At 66.7% G+C, this 19,837-nt stretch carries 9 protein-coding genes; 3 read left to right on the forward strand and 6 right to left on the reverse strand.

All coding sequences use genetic code 11. From position 1 onward, the window contains the following. The 4 genes from MJ122_RS07155 to MJ122_RS07170 are packed head-to-tail and all read right to left on the reverse strand — an operon-like array spanning window position 1 to window position 14,281. Complete coding sequence (locus MJ122_RS07155; RefSeq protein ID WP_239743263.1) at window positions 1-1,341, reverse strand: HlyD family efflux transporter periplasmic adaptor subunit; 1,341 nt, start codon at window positions 1,339-1,341, stop codon at window positions 1-3. Beyond that, window positions 1,334-2,110 (reverse strand): efflux RND transporter periplasmic adaptor subunit, encoded by a 777-nt coding sequence (locus MJ122_RS07160; RefSeq protein ID WP_239743264.1) that lies wholly within the window; start codon window positions 2,108-2,110, stop codon window positions 1,334-1,336. The genes MJ122_RS07155 and MJ122_RS07160 overlap by 8 nt, the downstream gene beginning before the upstream one ends. After that, window positions 2,097-3,689, reverse strand: a complete 1,593-nt coding sequence (locus tag MJ122_RS07165; RefSeq protein ID WP_239743266.1) for a TolC family protein — start codon at window positions 3,687-3,689, stop codon at window positions 2,097-2,099. The genes MJ122_RS07160 and MJ122_RS07165 overlap by 14 nt, the downstream gene beginning before the upstream one ends. A gap of 38 nt (window positions 3,690-3,727) precedes the next feature. Further along, window positions 3,728-14,281 carry a VCBS domain-containing protein gene (locus MJ122_RS07170; RefSeq protein WP_239743267.1) on the reverse strand — a complete coding sequence of 3,518 codons (10,554 nt, stop codon included), beginning with the start codon at window positions 14,279-14,281 and terminating at the stop codon, window positions 3,728-3,730. Window positions 14,282-14,593: 312 nt separating this feature from the next. Between MJ122_RS07170 and MJ122_RS07175 the strand changes: the two genes are divergently transcribed. Continuing rightward, entirely contained in the window at window positions 14,594-16,222 is a 1,629-nt protein-coding gene (locus MJ122_RS07175) for a mechanosensitive ion channel domain-containing protein (protein ID WP_239743269.1), read from the forward strand. Between the two features lie 87 nt (window positions 16,223-16,309). Beyond that, entirely contained in the window at window positions 16,310-17,098 is a 789-nt protein-coding gene (locus MJ122_RS07180) for an SDR family oxidoreductase (RefSeq protein WP_239743271.1), read from the forward strand. 1 nt (window position 17,099) lies between these two features. On the opposite strand, the gene MJ122_RS07185 is transcribed toward MJ122_RS07180, so the two are convergent. Both MJ122_RS07185 and MJ122_RS07190 read right to left on the reverse strand, forming a co-directional pair. After that, on the reverse strand, window positions 17,100-17,390 hold the full coding sequence (locus MJ122_RS07185; RefSeq protein ID WP_239743273.1) for an antibiotic biosynthesis monooxygenase: 291 nt from the start codon (window positions 17,388-17,390) through the stop codon (window positions 17,100-17,102). Window positions 17,391-17,765: 375 nt separating this feature from the next. After that, window positions 17,766-19,196 (reverse strand): PLP-dependent aminotransferase family protein, encoded by a 1,431-nt coding sequence (locus tag MJ122_RS07190; RefSeq protein ID WP_239743275.1) that lies wholly within the window; start codon window positions 19,194-19,196, stop codon window positions 17,766-17,768. A 149-nt stretch (window positions 19,197-19,345) separates the two neighbouring features. Between MJ122_RS07190 and MJ122_RS07195 the strand changes: the two genes are divergently transcribed. After that, window positions 19,346-19,786, forward strand: a complete 441-nt coding sequence (locus MJ122_RS07195; RefSeq protein ID WP_239743276.1) for a carboxymuconolactone decarboxylase family protein — start codon at window positions 19,346-19,348, stop codon at window positions 19,784-19,786. Window positions 19,787-19,837 lie beyond the last annotated feature (51 nt).

A 19,837-nucleotide genomic window follows, 5' to 3' on the forward strand; every position in this document is an offset into this window, starting at 1 on the left:
TTACCAGCCGGTCCAGGCGCGCAGGGAAGCCAGCGGGCGGCGCAGCAGGTAGTAGCCGAGCACCACGCGCTCGCCATACAGCTTGGCGGTGCCGTGCAGGCCCAGGCGGGCATGGGGCGGTGCGTCCTGGACGCTGGCGAGCAGACGGTAGGAAGCCACGCCTTCATCGCTGGGCTTGGCCTGGTAGCTGGTGTCGAGGATTTCCCCATGCAGCGGATCGAGCGGGTAGGCGGTGAGGAACAGCGCCACCTGCGCCCCCGGCTCCAGCGCGATAGCATCGGCCACCGGCAGCTGGATGCGCATGCCCGGCGCCTTCGGGTCGGCGATCTGCAGGATGCGTTCGCCGGTCACCACCGGCTTGCCCAGCCAATCGTTGGGGTCGCTGTACACCGCTACGCCCGCACGCGGGGCGAGCACGCGGGTACGCGCCAGTTGCGCCTGTACGGCGGCCAGTTCGGCGCGGCGCTGGCGCGAGCGGCCGTCGAGCACCGACAGCTCGCTCTTGCTCTGCGGGCTGTCGAAGGCGCGCTGGCTGGCCGCCATGAGCTCGGCGTCGGCCACGGCGACTTCCTTGGCCAGCACGTCGGCGCGGCTGCGCAGGGTGGTCTCGTCCAGTTCGAAGAGCGGCGTGCCCACATCCACGCTCTGGTTGGGGCGCACCAGCATCTTGACGATCACCCCGTCGATCGGCGAACTGATCACCTGGGCGTTGCGCGAGACGATTTCCGCCGGCGCCAGGGCAGTCTGCCGCACCGGGATCAGCAACAGCGCGGCCAGGACGATCACGCCGAGCAGCAGCTGGCGCCTGCTCGGCCGCCAGTAGCGCAGGCGGGGACGCGGCCCGAATGATGCCCAGGCGTGCGCCCAGGTCTGCCAGATGCCCTGCAGCAGCGGTTGCAGGTTGCGCGCCGGCGGCTCGTCGAGCAGGAACAGCACCAGCCCCAGGCGCTTGCCCGCGCGGTCGTGCAGCGGCACGCACCAGAGCCCGGCGGGCCACCATTCGCTCCAGCCTTCGGCGATGTCGGCGGGCGGTTCGATGGCATCGCGGCCCAGCCAGGTGGGCGTTGCGTCGGGTAGCTGCCCGGCTACCCAGCGACTGGCGCGCTCCAGCCAGACCAGGTAGGGCGAGTCCTCCGTCGGCTTGGCCAGCCCCGACACCGCCAGCAGCTCGTTGCGCGATTCATGGCAGGCGAACACCAGCGCCTGGTGGAAGCGCAGGAGCGGGAACAGGTCGTTGGCGATGCTGAAGGCGAGGGCGCCGAGGGAGTCGGCCGTCAGCGCCTTGTCCCGCACATTGGCCAGGCTCAGCAGCAGCTGGGGTGGCGGCAGCAGCTCACTCATGGCTTTCGGGGAAGCGTGCGACCCCGCTCATGCCGGCGATCAGTTCGGGGTAGCTGGCGTCCAGCTTCGCTTCCAGCTCCACGGTCTGCGCTACGGCGTCGACCCGCGCGTTGATCACGCTGACCTTGGCCGGGTAGTGCTTGCCGGTTTCATGGATGTCCACTTCCAGGGGCATGTCCGGGCGCAGGCTGGGGAGCATGGAAGAGGGCACGTTGAGGCGCACCTTGAGGGCGCCGTCGCCGACCAGGTCGAACAGCGGCGTGCCGGCTGTCACCGTCTGGTACGGCTTGACGTAGACCTTGGCGATGCGCCCGGAGAAGGGCGCGTCGACCAGGCAGTAGCCGGCCTGGGCGCGGGCCAGGGTGAGGGCGCCGTCAGCCTTCTGTACCTCGGTGTTGGCCATGGCGACTTCGAGGTCACCCACCGCATCGAGCTTGCGCAGGTTCTGCTTGGCGGCGAGGTTGGACCGCGCCATGTTCAGCTCGGCGGCGGCGACCTTGGCACGGGCATTGACTTCCACGCAGTTGAGCTGGGCCAGCTCGGCATCCTTGGCGACCTTGTCGCCGAGGCTCGCCTTGAGCGCGCCGAGGGTGCCGTTCATCTGCGCGGAGAGGGTGGTTTCCAGGTTGGACACCAGCAGCACGCGAATGGCACCGGGGTCCTGGCTGTCGGGCAGTGGCGGCAGGCCGCTGGGGGCGTCGTCGGCCAGCACCGGCTGCAGGAACATCAGGCACAGCGGGAAGAGCAGGTACGACTTACTGCGCGGCATTGGCGGTTCCTTCTTGCCGGTTGGACAGTTGCCCTGCGGAAGCTTGCCCGGCGGCAGGTTGCACGGTCGTGGAGCCGCTGTTGGCGAGCAGGTTGGCGCTGGTCTGCTGCTCCAGCGTGCGCTGGATCTCCCGCGCCAGGGTCTTCACGTCGTGGTTCTCGATTTCCTTGGGCATCACCTCGAAGCCCACCGAGTTGTACAGCCGGCCCCAGGCGGCCTGAGCGTCGGAGTAGGCAGCTTCGCGCTGGTAACGCGAGAGCAGGTAGCGGCCTTCGGCACGGATCAGCTCCAGTTCGCTGCCCAGGGCGGCGCCACGGGCGGATTGGGCGTAGCTGAGCAGGCTCTGGTCGACGCGCAGGCTCTCGTCGGCGAACTCCACTTCCTGCCTGGCCAACTGGTAGCGCAGCAGGCCGACGCGGACCTGGGTGAGGATGGCCATGGACAGCGCGGTGCGGCGCATGTCGTCGGTCTTTTCCTGGCTGGCTTCGGCGGCCTTGATGTCAGGGTACTGGGCCAGGCGCAGCAGGTTCATCGAGACGTTGATGCCGGTCTGGTTCCAGTCGTTGTTGTACAGGTACTTGTTGGAGTCGTACTCGTAGCCGTAGTTGAAGCTGACGTTCGGCCACAGCTGGGCCTTGGCGATCTTCAGGTCGTTCATGTCGACCCGCTTGCGGTACCACTCTTCCATGATTTCCGGGCGGCGTTCCAGCGACAGGCGCTCGAGCTGTTCGACGTTGTTGGTCACCAGCGGCAGCGGCTGTTCGCCGATGTCGGCCAGGACCATCTTGGTGTTCGGCGGCAACGACATCAGTGCGGCCAGTTCGGCGCGGGCGAACTCCAGGTCCTGGCGGCGCACGGTGAGCATGTACACCGAGTCGAGCAGGGCACGCTGGTAGGCGAGGATATCCTGGCGCGGCAGCAGGCCCTTGCCCTCGGCCTCACGGGCAGAGGTCAGGGCGCGGTGGGTACGCAGCAGCAGGCCATCCACTTCCGGCAGCAGGCGCTGGGCGCCCAGCGCGCGCCAGTAGGCGTTGCGCACGTCCTGCAGGACATTCTGCGCGACCTTCTCGCGGCGCTCCTCGGCCATCAGCATCTGGTCGTTCTTCTGCTGGGTGCGGTAATAGGCGACGCCGAAGTCCAGCAGGCTCCAGGACAGCCCGAGGCTGTAGAGCTGGCGGTAGCGCTCTTCCGAGGTGGAGGGGCGCAGGCTGACCTGGCGGTCCTCGATGCCGATGGAGGTGCCGCCCGAGTCGTTGTTGCGCCCGGCGTAGCCGGCGGAGGCCACCACACGGGGCAGCATCTCGTGGCTGGTGACGTCGCGCAGGTCCGAAGCCAGCGCGCTCTCCAGCAGCTTCAGGCGGTAGTCGAGGTTGTACTTCAGCGCGCGCGCCGAGGCTTCGTAGAAGGTGATCGGCCCGCTGACCGGCTCCTGTTCCTTGTACATCCGCGCCTGGTCGTCGATCACCCGCTGGCGCATCTCCTCCTCGGTGTAGGGCTTGGGCTCGAACGCCGAGCAGGCGCTGAGGAATATGCTCACGGTGATGGTGGCGCTCAGGCATTTCAGTGCGTAGGCGGGCATGTTCTGTCCTTGATCATTTGCAGAAAGACGCAAGTTCCTCATTGGCCGCTCCGGCGCTGGGCGGCGTCGCGCAGTTGGGCACGGAAGCCCGGTGCGGTCTGTGCTTTGTCGGGTTTGCCGACCATGTCGGCGGGGAAGGGCGCCCACAGTGACGGGTCGGGCAGCAACCCGTCGGCGCTGAGGCTGATGACGCCATGGCGGCCGTCCACCCAGTTCTTGTCCAGCGCCGACGCGCGCCGGCTCTCGGCCACAGCGCGGGCTACGAACTGGCCCTTCACCTGGCCCAGCTGTGCGCCCAGCGACGGGCTTTCGATTTCCGGCGTGGCGAAGATGTCGATGTTGCTGCCGTCGGCGCCCCAGGCGGAGAGCGACAGGCGCTCGTCGATACGCTCCACTACCGGCTGCACGAAGATCGCCGGGTCCACGTCGGGAAGTCGATCACGTGGGTAACCGTCATCGCCGAGGCGGTCGAGGTGCGGGCCCGGCGGGATGTAGGGGGTGGCGATGTCCAGGGTGATGGTCAGCACCGCGTCGTCGGTGGCGCCGGCCAGGTCGCTGATGGTGTAGGTGAAGTTGTCTTTGAGTACTTGCCCCAGGCCTGCGGCCGCCAGCACTTCGCGGTTGCTCAGGTCGATGCTGTAGGTGTAGCTGCCGTCGGCGTTGAGGACGAGCGTGCCGTAGCGCCCGGCAATCGGCTGCCCGATCACCCCCGCAGTGCCGCTGCCGGTTTCCTGGCCGGTGCGGATACCGGTGACGGTGAGCGAATCGCCGCCATCCACGTCGCTGTCGTTGGGCAGCACGTTGCCGCTGGCCTGCGGGGCAGGCGTCTGGTCGGTGGCGCCGTTGCTGTCGTCGCGTGCCACCGGGTTGTCGTTGGCGCCCTGGATGACCACCGTCAGGCGTGCGTCCGAGATGGCGCCGGCGGTGTCGCGCATGCGGTAGATGAAGACTTCCTGCAGCTTTTCGTTGGCGCTGCGCATCGCCTGCACGGTGGGGTTGTCATTGTCGACGCGATACTCGTAGCTGCCGTCGGCATTGATAGTCAGCTTGCCGTAGAGGCCCTGCAGTACGCTGCCAGCGCTGGCCGTGGTGCCGTTCTGGTGGGTGAAGTCCACTACCGTCCTGGTTTCGCCGTACTGCACGCCGTCGACGTCGGTATCGTTGTCCAGCACGTTGCCGCGCGGATCGACTCCTGGCGTGCCGTTGTTCACACCGCCTGCCTCGATGGCGACGGCGCTGTCGTCGCTGGCGATGGGCACATCGTTGCGCCCGTCGATGGTGATGGTCAGCAGGCCGGGGGTGGCGCCGCCCCAGATGTCCGCGCCAATGTAGGTGAACCTGTCCTGCAGGGTCTGGCCGCTGGCGCGCAGGGCTTCGACCTCCGGCAGGGTGTTGTCCAGCACGTAGCTCCAGCTGCCGTCCTGGTTCAGCGTCAACGTGCCGTACTGGCCGCGCAGGGTCTGGCCGGGCGCGCTGATGCTGGTCGAGGTCGGGCTGTCGCCGGCCCAGAACGAGACCACGTGCATCACGTCCTGCGGGATGGTGGTGATGGTGTCCGGGTCGGTGTCGTTGGCCAGTACATTGCCCGAAGGGTTGCTGCCCGGCACGTTGTTGTGCAGGCCGCCATCTTCCACGGCGGTGCCGAAGTCGGGCTCGGTGATGGGCGGGTCATTGCGTCCGCGAATCAGGATGATCAGGGTGGCCTGGTCATGCAGGCCGCCGTCGTCGGTCACCTGATAGGTGAAGGATTCGAGGGCGAAGGCCAGCGGGCCGAGGGAGATGATGTCCGGGTTGGTGCTGTCGACGAAGTACTGGTAGCTGCCGTCGGCGTTGATCACCAGGGTGCCGAACGCCCCCTGGATGGTCTGTGGGCTGCCCGGCACCACGGATACGGTATTGACCTGGGAACCCTCGGGCCCCTTGGCGATGGCGGTGACGACCATGTGGTCGCCGGCATCGACGTCGGTGTCGGCGCCGATGCCGGCGAAGATACCGGTCAGGCCGGTGATCACGTTGCCGGTAGGGTTGCGTCCGCCGCTGCCGTCGAGGTTGGCCACGGCGTAGTTGATGTCGTCGTTGGCCACCGGGGCGTCGTAACGGCCTTCGATGGTGATGGTCAGCTGGGCGATGGAGCTGGCACCGGCGGCGTCGTGCATGCGGTAGGTGAAGGTCTCCACCAGGCTGTCACCCAGTTTGAGCGCCTGCACCGCGGCCAGGCTGTCGTTCACCGTGTAGCTGTAGGTGCCATTGGCGTTGAGCACCAGGGTGCCGTAGCTGCCGGCAATCACGCCGCCGCTGGCGGTGAGGTCGATGAGCGTACCGCCGGCGGCTTCCGCACCCGTGCGTGCGGCGTCCACCACCTTGGTTTCACCGTAGGCGGCGCCGTCGACGTCCAGGTCGTTGGGCAGCACATTGCCGGTGGCGGGGGCGCCAGGGGTGGTGTTCAGCGTGCCGCCAGCTTCGATGGCAGTGCCGGTATCGTCGGCGGCGATGGGGACGTCGTTCTGTCCGTGGATGATCGCCGTGAAGGTGCGGGTGATGAATTTTCCGTGGCCATCGCTGACCGTGTAGGTGAACACATCGCTGAGCGTGTCGTTGTAGGTGCGCAGCGACTGGACCGCCGGATCGAGGTTGTTCACCACGAAGCGGTAGCTGCCGTCGGCGTTGAGCAACAGCTTGCCGTAGTTGCCGGCCAGATCCGCTCCGACGGTTCCATTGGCACCGGTGGGACTGACCACGGCGGTGATGGTGAGCACGTCGCCGTCGGGATCGGTGTACGAACCGCGGATGCTGCCGGTGGGGTCCAGGCCGGGGATGTTGTTGTTCAGGCCGCCCGCTTCGGTGGCGTGGATTTCCACCGGTTGCACGATGGGCGGGTCGTTCACGCCCGTGACAGTGATCACCAGTTGCGCCAGGTCGGTCAGATTGCCGCTGTCGTGGATACGGTAGGTGAAGATGACGTCCAGGCTCTGGCTGGCGGTCAGTGCGCGAATGGCCGGGTCGTCGCTGTTGACGATGAAGATGTAGGTGCCGTCCACGCCCAGCGTGAGCTGGCCGAAGTCGCCGCCGATGACGGTCCCGTTCGCCAGCCTGGCCACGGTGCCCCTGATGACCGCGGGCGCACTGCTGCCAACATTGTTGGGGATGGTGGTGCCGGCGCTTTCCAGGCCGCTGCGCACGCCATCCACCTTCAGCTTGGCGGCGGTGGGCTGGTCGAAGTTGTCGACATCGGTATCGGCGCCGACACCACTGAGGCCGCCGGTGATCACGTTGCCGCTGGCATTGACCGGCGCCGGACTGCCGTCGCTGGCACCGGCGGTCGCGGTGTTGTGATCGTCTACCGCCACCGGCGCGTCGTTGGCGCCCTGGATGGTGATGGTCAGGGTGGCGATGGCGCTCAGGCCACCCTTGTCGGTGACCTGGTAGGTGAAGACCTCGGTGAGGGTTTCGCCCGGCGACAGTGCGTTCACCTGAGGGTTGCTGTTGTCCACCACGTAGCGGTAGGAGCCGTCGGCGTTCATGGTCAGGCTGCCGTAGAGGGCCTGCAGGGTCGCCGGCGCACCGGGAGCAACCGGGAAGATGCGCCCGCCGCCGATGCCGTCGTAGCGCACCAGGCTGACGGCCTTGGTCTCGCCGTAGACCGTGGAGTCCACGTCGGTGTCGTTGAGCAGCACGTTGCCGATGGCATCGGCTCCGGGGCTGCCGTTATTGGTGCCGCCGGACTCGACGGCGGTGCCGGCGTCGTTATGCGCAACCGGTGTGTCGTTGGCGCCGTGGATATCGATGGTCAGGGACGTCGAACTGCTGAGGCCGCCAGTGTCGCTGATGAAGTAGCCGAAGGATTCGCGCAGCAAGTCGCCCGCGCTGCGCAGCGCCTGGACTGCGGCGTTGGTGTTGTCGACCACGTACTGGAAGCCGCCCGTGGCCGTGATGTACAGCGTGCCATAGCGGCCGGCGAGGCTGGCCACGCCGGAGGCGGGTACCGTCACGAAGCCGCCGAGGGAGTTCTCCAGGCGGGTGACCTTGAGGACGTCGCCATTGGTGGCGATGTCCACGTCGGTATCGTTGGTCAGCACGTTGCCGGTGGGGTCGATGCCGGGATCGGCATTGTTCAGTCCGCCGGCCTCGAGCGCGATGGCGAGGTCGGGGTTGGCGATGGGGGTGTCGTTCACCGGGTCGATGACGATGTTCAGGGTGTTGGTGGCTTTCAGCGCATCGTCGGGGTTTTCGCCAGGGATGCCATCGCCGTCCGCGTCACCGAAATTGCCCTGGTCATTGGTGACCATGGTGAGGGTTTCGGCATTGCGGGCGGTGTTGAAGTCCTGGTCGCCCTTGTAATAAATCTGGCTGAGCAACACGTTGATCTGCTGCAGGGTGCCGGTGAGCACCAGGGTGCGGTTGGCGCCGGCCGGGGGGGCGTCGTTGGCGCCGGGCGTCGTTGCGCTCTGCCAGATCACGCCGTGCACCACGCTGAGGGTGACGGTCATGACGCCGTCGGTGTTGCCGGCGTTGACGTCCACGTCGCTGGTGGCGAGGCCGACGATGTGCAGCACGGTATCTTCCTGACCATGCTGGTCGGCGACGGTATTGATCGGCGCTTCGTTGATATGCACGTAGCCGGCATCGGCGATACCGATGGCGCCTTCGGCCAGGTTCAGGTTGATGTTGCCCAGGCCGACGGTGGAGGTCCCGCTGTCGGAGTCGACGCGCACGTGGAAGCGGTTGTTGCTCGCCTGGGCGAAGTTCTGCGCCACCGCCACCAGGTAATTGCCCGAAGGCAGGATGGCGAACTGGTAAGTGCCATCGGCGGCGGTCACGGTGCTGAAGGTGCGGTCGTCGGCGTTGCCGAACACGCCGTCGTCGCCGGCCCAGGTCAGGGTCACGCCGATGCCGCCCAGGCCAGGGCCGTCGGGCGTCGCGCTGGTGGTGGCGGACTTCGTGTCATCCCACAGGGTGCCTTGCACCACGCCCATGCCGGCGCCGTCGCTGAGGATGTAGTTGTTCAGCCCGTTGACGCCATCCTGGCCGGTGCGCTCGCCATCGGCGCCGCCGGCGGTCAGTGGCAGCGAACCGGCCCAGCCGGCGTTCTCGAAGCTGGTGGGCAGGCTGGTCCAGGTCAGGACCGCGGAGCTGGTGACGTCGTCGGGAACGATGGTGTTGGGCAGGGTGACGCCGTAGATCACCTGCACCTTGTCGTTGACGTTCAACTGATCGAAGTTGAGCACCACCTGGCCGCCCGCCACGCTGGCGGTGACGCCTGCCGGCAGGTTGCCGGTGGTGTAGCTGGTGCCGTTGATGACGATGCTCTGGATGGCGTAGTTGCTGCCGTTGGGGAACTGGTCGCGCAGCACGACGTTGTAGGCCGGTACTTCGCCGTTCTGGGTGAAGCCGACCGAGACCGTCGCCTGGGTCGTACCGGCGACACTGCCGGCGGCGATGTCGATGACCGACTTGTCCATGCCGGTGAAACTTGGCTCTACCACGTGCTCGAAGATCGTGGCGCTGTGGCCGCGGTCGACCCCACCGTTGAGCCCGACATGTTCGAACACGTTCATGCCCAGCTGTGAGCCAGTCTGGTTGCTGGCGATGTTGGCGACGCGGACGTTGAACTCGAGGATCACCCCTTCGATGTCGCCGTCGTTCACCTCGGTGTTGGTCAGGTTGCCGAGGTTGAAGGTGATGGTCCGGCCGTCCGTTGAAATCTGCAGGCGTCCGCTGTTGATATTGAATATGCCGGTGGGCTTGTCGCCGGAGAGGTCCGGATGGATCGGCAGCGAGACGTCGCTGTTCTGGTTGCCGATCATGGTCAGCGCGCCGCCGCTGATCAGGTCGGTGGCATCCGTGGTGAGCCCGCCCGTGCTGGAACCCAACGCGATGAGAATGTTGTTGAGGTCGGCGGGAATGAATTCCAGCCCGGGAGCCAGTTCGATACGAATCTGGTACTCGGGGTTGTCCCCGGTGGGCACCACGACCGCCACGCGGTAGCGGACGATCTCGCCGACCACCACGGTTTCCTCCAGGCCGGCGGTATCGGTGGCGCCCGAGGAGTTGGTCGCCGGTGGCGTGGCGTCGAGACCGCCGACGCGGGAGACCTGGATGCCGTTGGTGACCGGAATGAACAGGGTGTTGATCTGCCGGTAGTCGTTGAGCACCCCGGAGTTGAGCAGCCCGTCGTCGCCGCCGCGTTCGCCGGCGGCGGTGTCGGTGGTGTTGCTCAGGCCGTCCAGGCTGGTCCAGCGCACCACCACATTGTTCGAGATGACCGCCTGGCCGGCTGCCGTGGCATTCACCACGCCCGACAGGGAAATGACGATGCTGCCGCCATTGGCGATATCGATGTTGGCGCCGTTGGCGGTGACCAGCTGGCCGTTCTGGATGATGAAGTCCACGCCGCCGTTGTTGGTGGCACCGCCGTTGTAGACCTTGCCGGTGATCACGATGTTGTCCATCTGCGTGGGCAGTATGTTCAGCAGGCTGAGATCGAAGGCATTGGTGCCGGAGTTGTTGCTGATGGTGATGGTGTAGGTGACCGTGTCGCCTTCGTCGAAGCCGCCGAAGGTGGGCGTGGCCGTGACCTGCTGGCTCACCGTCAGGGTCGGCTCGACTATGGTCACAGAGGGCTGCTGCGCGCTGGCGACGTTGCGGTCCAGCGCTGCGGCGCCATTGGGCGTGTCGCCGTCCGGGTCGCTGTAGGTCAGCTGCGCGCCGTTGTTCAGGGTGACGCCCTGCTGGTTGCCCTGCACGTTGCTCGCCACCAGCACCAGGCGGATGACGAAGGCGTTGTTGCCGACGTTGTTGTCCGCCGTGGAGCCGGCGGCACTGAACACCAGGTTCAGGTCGCCGCCATCGCTGCCATCGCCGCTGAAGGTGAGGACATTGACGTTGCCGGCGAAGTCCTGGCCCAGCGCGCCGCTGCCGGCGACCGTGGTGATGATCTGGTAACCCGCACCGCCGAAGGCCGAGAGGTCCAGGCGCAGGCCCGGCGGAATCAGGTCGGAAAGGCGCAGGTTGGCGGTGCTGCCTTCGGGTAGCGTGACCACGATGTCGTAGGTCATCTTTTCGCCGATCACCAGGTTGCTGCCGGTGGTGTGGCCGGCGCTGGAGTCGTCGTCGGTGAGGCTGCCGTTCTGGTAGGTCTTGCTGATGGTCGGCGCGGCCACCTGCTGGTTGGCGACTTCGACGAGGTCCACCGGGGTGAAGTCCTGGCCGCCCTCGACGCTGGCGTAGCGGGTCAGCGCCGCGCTCGACTGCAGGGTGCGGGAGGCGAGGATGGCGTTGCTCACGGTGACGTCGTAGGTGATCACCACGACGTTGGCGCCAGAGAGGTCGTTGGCCGTGCCGGCGCGGCCGGCGAGCAGGGTGCCCTGGTTGTTGGCGTCGAGGAAGGTGATGGCGTTGCCGCTGACGCTGTAGTCGACGCCCTGCACCAGCAGGGTGCCGTCGCCGCGGTGAATCTGCAGGTTGGCGGTGGACAGGCTGCCGCCGACGAAGGCCAGGCCCGCCGGCAGGGTGATGCTGGTGGCGACGTCGTAGGCGTTGCCGCCGCCGCTGTTCTTGATCGCGGTGGCCAGGCGCAGGGTATCGGCGCCATCGATGCCGCTGACGTTGCCGTCCACGGCCGCCAGGCTGGTCACACTGCCGCTGAACGGAGTGCCGGCGGTGCCCGGCTGGGCCCAGGTGCCGGTGGTGCCGGTGACCGTGCCATGGGTGGCGGAGACCACGCCGTGCTTGATGTCCAGCACCGGTTCGGCGACCGACTCGATGACCGCGACATCCGAGGAGATCAGCGGCTTCTTGTCGATGGTGGTGGTCTGGCTGGATTGCGCCAGGACGTCGAGTTCGCGCTGGTCGGCATAGGGCTGGTCGCCGACCACCATGGTGAAGCGCACCTGCACGGTGCCGCCGTTGAGGCCGCCGGAAACGTAGTTGCCGAAGTCGAAGACGATCGAGTTGCCGGCCCCGGTGGTGACGCTGTCGGGCACGTCGAGAATGGTATTGCCGGCGCCGAAGCTCCACTGGCCGACGCCGTTGCCGGTGCTCCAGTTGATGCCGGAGGCGTTGAGCAGCGGCAGCGGCAGGTAGGCGGTGAGCTTGAAGTTCTCGTAATCCGCCACCAGCAGGTCATAGGTGATGGTGAAGGTGACCACGTCACCGGGGCGCAGCTCGCCGTTGGCCGGCGGGTTGCCGCCATTCACCTGGGTCAGGGTGATATCGATGTTGGAGGTGTCGATGGTGCTGGTGGTGCCGGAGCCATCGGTCTGTTCGCCGCCCAGGTTCACCGAATCGCGCAGCACCGTGGCATCGACCACGGCATTGTTGCTGATGCTGTCGCCCTCGTTGAGCTGGTCGTGGGGCGGGTGGTCGGTGGTGTAGGCGGTATCGACCGTGGCGTCGTAGATGATGGACATGCGTGTGGCGGCTTCCTGCGCATCGCCGTCCCACAGGTCGCCGAACAGCGCATACAGCCCCGGCCCCTGGACGGCGGCGGCGATGGACTGGGCGATGTCGAAAACCAGGGTGGTGCTGCCATCGGCGTTCACCGTGGCGGTGTAGATCACCGGGATCACCTGCGAGGCGCCGTGCTGCTGGATGACGATGCTCGGCGCATTGGCGGCGGAGAAGGTCTGGCCGTCGCTGAGCTGGTCGGTGACGGTGAAGGTGCCCATCCCCAGGATGTTCTTGCCAAAGGCATAGAAGTCGGAGATGGCCACGTCCATGGTGTAGCGCAGGGTGTCGCCGGGGGTGATGCCGGGCGTGCCGACGTCGGTCTGCAGGTTCACCGTCTTGAGCAGGGTGATCGATTTGGCGACGAAGGTAATGCCGGCGCCGTCGCCGGTGACGGTGAAGGGGTAGCCGTCCGGGTCGGTCGGGCGGTCGCGCACGTCCAGCGGATTCCAGTCGCCATTCACGCTGGCAGTGCCGAAGGTGATGGTGCGCGGGTTGCCCGTGGCGGGGTCGAGCACGGGGCGGCCGGCGGCGTCGATCTCCGGTACGTAGAAGCCGACCGTGGTGGTGCTGGCCGCGCTCAGGGTGTCGTAGTGAATGGTGTAGCTGGCGACGAAGGCGTTGGGGTTGTTCAGCGCCGCGGCGATCAGCGTCGGGTTGGTCAGTACGGTGCCGTCGTGCAGGGTGATCGAGGTCAGGGTGCCACCGGCGCCGGGGGTGATGGAGCTGACGTGAACCTGATCGGGCACCGTCTGGGTGACCGTCACGTTGGTCAGGGTCTGGCCCGGTGCCGGGGTCACGGTGACCGTTTCGGTGCGGGTGAAGTTCGGGCCTGTGACGGTCTCGCCCTCGGGCATGTTCACCGTCTGGGTGATCGACAGCAGCGTCGGGGTGACCACGAAACTGTGCAGCGCGGCCTCGACCAGTGTCGGGTCCTGGGCGGGGTTGTTCAGGGAATCGTTGCCGTACTCGAAGCCGCCGCGGGCATTGATGGTGAGATTGGGCGCGCCGTCGGAATAGCTGGTGTCGGCCAGGTTGCTCAGCTGCGCCGTGACCTGGATGTCGATGGCTGGCTGGCCGCTGGTGACGCTGGCGTAGGGCAGTTGCAGCACCACCATCTGGTCGCCCGGTTTCATGCCGACGCTGGCGGCATTGATCACCAGGGCGTTGCCGTTGGCGTCCTTGGCTAGGGGGTGGGTGGCGTTGCCGCTGGCGTCGAAAGTGATGACGAAGCTCTTCACCGCCTGGCCGAGGTAAGTGGCGGAGACGAAACTGGCGCCGTCGTTGCCGTCGCGGCCGGTGGCCGGCATGAACAGGTCGATATAGGGGGCATAGCCGACCTGGGACGACGGGTTGCTGAAGATCACGTCGAAGGTGAACTGATCGCCCAGGCGCACCGTCGATCCGCCACTGCCCATGGCCACCGTGGGGCTGGCATCGGCCAGCAGGCCCTGGAAGCTCACCAGGGTGTCTGCGCTCAGGGCGATGGACTTGTCCAGGTCGCCGGCGCGCACTTCCAGGTTCCAGTCGCCGCCGGCGGCGGTCGCGCCGGTGGCGTTGCTGGAGGCGCCGACATCCGCGCCCGTCCAGCGCGCCAATTCGTTGACCAGCGCCTGCCCGGCGCTGCCCGAGCCCACGTCGCAGCCGTAAAGCTGGATGTCCGCGCCGGCATTGAGCTCGCTGCGCCAGGCGCCCAGGCGATCGCCGAGCTGGTCGACGCTCTGGCTGGTGAAGGTCTGGTTGCCGAGGGTGAACTGGCCGGTAGCGCCGTGGGAGAAGATCTGGATCGAATCGACCTTGCCCAGTTGCGCCAGTGCGTTGCTGATCGCCGCGATGGCGTCCTGGCCAGCGTCCACCACCAGTGCGGTGGTGCCCAGCGGCAGGTTGGCGGCGAGCTGATCGCGATTTTCCAGGCGGGCGTCGATCACCACCAGGTTGCGCGGCGGCGCCTGTGCGGGGGCCGCTGCCTGGGCCCGCGCCTCGACCGCCGTGGCGGGCGTGGCGGTGTCCTTGGCTTCGGCAGCGCTGCTGTCGTAATGCTGCTGGTCGACGGCTGCCGCGGCGGCGCCGTCGAACAGGATGCGTTGTTCCAGCGCCAGGGCGTGGCCGACTGGCTGGAAGAGCTTCGAGCGATATTTAGCCTGCATTTCCCTATTTCCGGCTGATGAATCCCAGAGAAAAGCAGTCCTTCACATATCTGCTTACGGAATTGACGCTAGTCGGGAATGGAATTTTCGCCAGTAGAACAGCGACATAAGCGACAACCTGGTATCAGCGCTGTATCAGAATTCTTACAGCGTCCTGGGGCGAAAACCGCATCTTCCTAGGCGTGCGCAGGATTTGGCTGTCGATGGCGCGATAATTCCGCTGCCCGCAGGCAGGTAATCCGCTATTGACTACGCTTGGCCTGAGGTCCATCAGAGGCCGTGGCAGTGCGCCGGAACATCAGGGAGCGGGGAATGGGGATGCAACTGGGTCGATGGCTGGTGATGCTCTGGCTGGCGTTTGTTTGGGCGAGCAGCGGGCATGCGGAGGACAAACCGGCTGCTACAGCTGCTCCCGCCGATGCGGCAACGGAACTGAAGGTAGGTAATCGCTCCATTGTGGTGCTGCGCGCTACCTTGCTCGGGGAATCCCCGGCTGTCCGCGCCCATCGGGCCAAGGCGACCATCGAGGAGGCGCTGCAAGGCAGCGACGGGTTGGCGGTCAGCATCGATCCAGTCCAGGACAGCTACCTGGTGCTGCTGGGCTTCAGCCGCGCCTTCATCATTTCCCCGGCAGACCTCGACGCTCCCGGTGCCTCGGTACGCGCCGCCGCCGAACAGGCCGCCGCCAACCTGCGCCTGGTGGTGGAGGAAAACCAGGAGGCGCATAGCCTGCGCTTCCTGCTGACTGCGCTGGGCCTGGCGGCCCTGGCGACGCTCATCTACGGTGCCGCATTGCGCGGGGTCAGTTATGTGCGCAACAAGTTGCTGGAGCGGCTACCCGGCGTGATGAGCCGCCACAGCGGTCGACTGAAAGTGGGCCAGACGCCATTGCTGGGCAGCCGCTACCTCTATTACCTGGTCGGCCGGCTGATCTGGCTGGTCTACTGGCTGCTGGTGTTCCTGTTCAGCTACCAGTGGTTGAGTTTCGTGCTGTCGCGCTTCCCCTATACCCGGCCGTGGGGTGAAAGCCTCAACGTGCACCTGGTGAACCTGGCGCGCTACCTCATCAATGGCATGCTCGATGCCTTGCCCGGCCTCGCGGTGGCCCTCTGCATCCTGATCATCGCCCGCGCCATCAGCGGCTTTGCCCGCCACGTGCTGCAACGCATGGCGCGACCGGGAAACCTGCGCTGGTTGACCGAGGAAACCCTGCAGCCGACGACACGGCTGACTTCCCTGGCGATCTGGCTGTTCGCCATCGTGATGGCTTATCCGTACCTGCCCGGTTCCGGTACGGAAGCCTTCAAGGGCTTGTCGGTGCTGGTGGGCCTGATGATTTCCCTGGGTGCATCCAGCGTCATTGGCCAGGCTGCCTCGGGGTTGATCCTCACCTACTCGCGCACGCTGCGGGTCGGCGAGTTCGTCCGTATCGGCGACAACGAAGGCACGGTCACCGAGGTCGGCGTATTCAACACCACGATTCGCACCGGCCTGGGCGAGGTCCTGACATTGCCCAACTCGATGATCACCGGCTCGGTGACGCGCAACTATTCACGCATCGTGCAGGGGCAGGGCTATGTGGTGGATACGGTCGTCACCATCGGCTACGACACGCCATGGCGGCAGGTGGAGGCCATGTTGATCGAGGCGGCGCGACGCACCGACGGCATCCTCGAAGCCCCGGCACCGCAGGTGTTCCAGACCGCCCTGTCAGACTTTTACCCCGAGTACCGCCTGGTGGCCCAGGCAGTTCCGAGCGAGCCGCGCCCGCGCGCGCTGCTGCTGAGCGTGCTGCACGCCAATATCCAGGATGTGTTCAACGAGTTCGGTGTGCAGATCATGTCGCCGCACTACCTGGGCGATCCGCAGGAGGCCAAATGGGTGCCGCGCGAGCAGTGGCACGCGGCGCCGGCGAAACCCGAGAACCCGGCGGGGCGTTGACAGCGCCAACTCTCATCTATCCTCAGCGGTCCACGGGCGTGCGGCGCAACGCCGCGGCCGACTACTTCGCCATCGCCGGAGACATCCATGAACCTGCACCTCACCGACAAGCTCGCCCTCGTCAGCGGTTCGACCAAGGGTATCGGTTTCGCCATCGCCCAGGGCCTGGCCCGTGAAGGGGCGACGGTCATCGTCAACGGACGCAGCCAATCTTCCGTGGATGACGCGCTTGCGCGCATTCGCGCCGGGCAGCCGGATGCGAAGGTCGAGGGGTTTGCCGGTGACCTTTCCGATCCGCAACAGGTTGCCGCGCTGGTGAAGCGCTACCCGTCCGTGGACGTCCTGGTGAATAACCTCGGCATCTTCGATCCCAAGCCCTTCGAGGAGATTCCTGACGAAGACTGGGTGCGCTTCCTCGATGTGAACCTGCTTTCCGGCGTGCGCTTGTCGCGCGCCTACTTGCCGGGGATGAAACAGAAGAACTGGGGGCGAGTAGTGTTCATCAGCAGCGAGAGCGGGATGGTCATTCCGGTCGAGATGATTCATTACGGCGTCACCAAGACCGCCCAGCTCAGCCTGTCCCGCGGGCTGGCGGAAACCTGCGCCGGCACTGGCGTGACGGTGAACGCGGTGCTGCCGGGGCCGACCGCTTCCGAGGGCGTCAACGAATTCGTCGAAAAACTCTCCGGCGGCCAGCCGTTCGCGGAGTTCGAGGCGGAGTTCTTCCGCAGCGCGCGTCCCAGTTCGCTGTTGCAGCGCTTTGCGCGTCCGGAGGAGGTGGCCAACCTGGTGGTTTACGTCTGCTCCGAGGCGTCTTCGGCCACCAATGGCGCGGCACTTCGGGTGGACGGCGGCGTGGTGCGCTCGCCGTTCTGAGTCACTCGGCGATGCGGCTCTCGAACTCCAGACCCAGCGCCAGCTCTCCGCTGCCGAGCTGGCCCAGCCACCGCTGTGCCTTCGGGCCAGACAGGTGCGCGTCCAACTCGGCCTGACTGGTCCAGCATGTGCTGACCTGCCAGCGATCGGCGTCCAGCGCCCGTAGCTCCCCGGACTGGCAGCCGGGTTGCTGGCGGACCTGTAGGAGCAACTCATTGAGGTGATCGCCCAGCGCGGCAGTCTGGCCGGGGAATGCCTGAACGCGGACGATGGCAATGGCGGACGGGGACATGGCGAGGCTCCTTCTGTTGGCCGGATGAGCGGCCATTGGGCACTGAGGTTGCGATTCGATAAAGGCCGGAACCGGTTTTCAAAACCGATGCTGGAAGGTTACGGACGCGGCGCCTCCACCTGAACCACCAATTCTTGGGAAAACCATTGGGCCAATACGCCCCGCTTGACGGACCTGTAGGAGCGAGCTTGCTCGCGAACAAGCACCGTGCCATGCGGTTCGCGAGCAAGCTCGCGCCCACAAGGGCCCGGCAGGTGAGGGGAGCTGTACGTAGGAGCGGACTCGTCCGCGATCGATCTCCGGCAGCTCCGGGCCTGCCGGTGGCACATCGCGGACGGAGTCCGCTCCTACGCTCGCTGGGCATGATGGTATGGCTCAGGCCAACTGCTGCAACAGGTCGCGCACCTTGTCCAGGGCCGGGTCGATGTCCAGCGTGTCGATGGCGCCGAAGCCCAGCAGCAGGCCGTCGCGTACCGGCACCTGGTGATGGAAGGGCGCCAGGCCATAGAGGCCGACTTCCACCTTGCGCGCCAGCTCGGTGAGCAGCGCTACGTTGAGCGGCTCGCGCAGGAGCGCTGTTAGATGGAAACCGGCCACCGAAGGCACCACTTCCAGCCAGGGCGAAAGGTCGCCCGCCAGCCGCGCGAGGATGCGTTCGCGGCGCCCGGCATAGATGCCGTGGCAGCGGCGGATGTGCTTGAGCAGATAGCCCTCGCTGATGAACCTGGCCAGCGCCCACTGCGGCAGCGTCGAGCTGTGCCAGTCGCAAATCTGCCTGGCCTGCACCAGTGCCGGAAACAGCCTGGGCGGCGGGATCAGGTAGCCCAGGCGCAGCTCCGGCAGCAGCACCTTGGAGAAGGTGCCGATGTAAGCCACCACGCCGTGGCGGTCGAGGCTCTGCAGCGCGTCGGCGGGCCGGCCTTCATAGCGGAATTCGCTGTCATAGTCGTCCTCGATCACCAGTGCGCCCAGTTCCAGCGCCCGCGCCAGCAGCGCCTCGCGGCGCGCCGGGGTCATCGGCATACCCAGTGGGAACTGATGGGAGGGTGTGGTGTAGATCATCCGCGTGCCGTCGGGAATCAGCTCGACGCAGATGCCTTCGGCGTCCACCGGTACGCTGGCCACCTCGGCGCCCAGGGTCTGGAAGATCAGCCGCGCCGGGGTATAGCCGGGGTCTTCCATGGCCACCTTGTCGCCGGGGCGGAGCATGACGCGGGCGAGCAGGTCCAGCGCCTGCTGCGCGCCGTTGCAGACCATCACGTCGTCCAGCTGGCAGTTCACCCCGCGGGCATAGGCAATGTGCCGGGCGATGCCGTCGCGCAGCGGCGCGATGCCCTCGGGCGAGCTGTAATGCCCTCGCAGGCCGGCCATCTGGCGCATGGCATGGTTCACGCAGCGCCGCCATTCCTCCTGGGGAAACTGCAACTGGGTGGTGGCGCCGCCGATGAAGTCGGCTTTCGCCGTGCCAGTGCCGGGGTGGCGCAGGCGGGTGTCGAGGCTGGCCCAGCGCTCGATGTTGTCCTGGCTGGCGAAGCGCACGCCGTCCTGGCGCCGGTCGTGGCGCGGCAGGTGGGTGTTGACGAAGGTACCGCTGCCGATCCTGCCCACCAGCACGCCTTCGTAGGTCAGCTGGGCATAGGTGTCGGAGATGGTCTTGCGCGAGATGCCCAGCTGCTCGGCCAGCAGGCGGCTGGGCGGCAGGCGCGTGCCGGCGGCGAGGCGGCCGGAGTCGATGGCTTCGCGCAGCTGGCGATAGAGTTGCCCGGCAAGATCCTTCTGGCCGTGGATGATCAGGTGCAGCTCCAAGGGCGAACTCCGCAGCTTCTGGGCAGTGCGGCAAGCGTAGCGCCGGCTTGTTGCGCGGTGAAGTTGCGCGGTCGAAATCCGGCGGATTGGTCACCTGCCTGGGTCGCGGTGCGGCGCACAATGCCCCGGTCATTTATTGGAGTGCCATCATGGAGCCGCGTCTGGATTACTACACCGCCTCGCCGGAAGCGCTGAAGGCGGTGCTGGCGCTGGAAGCCGCCACCTTCGAACTGTCCGTGGAAAAACCGTTGCTGGAGCTGGTACGCCTGCGCGTGTCGCAGGTGAACGACTGCGCCTTCTGTGCCGACATGCATGCCATGGAAGCCCGGCGCAACGGCGAGACCGAGCGGCGCCTGTTCGCCGTCAGCGTCTGGCGCGAGTCACCGTTCTTCACCGAGCGCGAACGGGCGGCGCTGGCCTGGTGCGAATCGGTCACGCTGCTGTCCGAATCCAAGGTGCCGCTGGCGGTCTTCCAGCTCGCCCGCGAGCAGTTCAGTGAGCGGGAGCTGGTGGACCTGACCGTGGCCATCGGCGCGATCAACCTGTGGAACCGCCTGGGCGTCTCCTTCCGCCAGCAGCCGCCGGCCTGAACCGTGAATTTGTAGGGCGAATAACGCGCCAGCGTTATCCGCCATGAGGTG

This window comes from Pseudomonas sp. DP-17 (genome assembly GCF_022380625.1).
GTDB lineage: Bacteria > Pseudomonadota > Gammaproteobacteria > Pseudomonadales > Pseudomonadaceae > Pseudomonas > Pseudomonas nitroreducens_A.

Bases quoted from the DNA above. Each gene is read 5' to 3' on its own strand.
- MJ122_RS07170 (WP_239743267.1), bottom strand. From the start codon at position 14,281: ATGCAGGCTAAATATCGCTCGAAGCTCTTCCAGCCAGTCGGCCACGCC.
- MJ122_RS07175 (WP_239743269.1), top strand. From the start codon at position 14,594: ATGGGGATGCAACTGGGTCGATGGCTGGTGATGCTCTGGCTGGCGTTT.
- MJ122_RS07160 (WP_239743264.1), bottom strand. From the start codon at position 2,110: ATGCCGCGCAGTAAGTCGTACCTGCTCTTCCCGCTGTGCCTGATGTTC.
- MJ122_RS07195 (WP_239743276.1), top strand. From the start codon at position 19,346: ATGGAGCCGCGTCTGGATTACTACACCGCCTCGCCGGAAGCGCTGAAG.
- MJ122_RS07165 (WP_239743266.1), bottom strand. From the start codon at position 3,689: ATGCCCGCCTACGCACTGAAATGCCTGAGCGCCACCATCACCGTGAGC.
- MJ122_RS07180 (WP_239743271.1), top strand. From the start codon at position 16,310: ATGAACCTGCACCTCACCGACAAGCTCGCCCTCGTCAGCGGTTCGACC.
- MJ122_RS07155 (WP_239743263.1), bottom strand. From the start codon at position 1,341: ATGAGTGAGCTGCTGCCGCCACCCCAGCTGCTGCTGAGCCTGGCCAAT.
- MJ122_RS07185 (WP_239743273.1), bottom strand. From the start codon at position 17,390: ATGTCCCCGTCCGCCATTGCCATCGTCCGCGTTCAGGCATTCCCCGGC.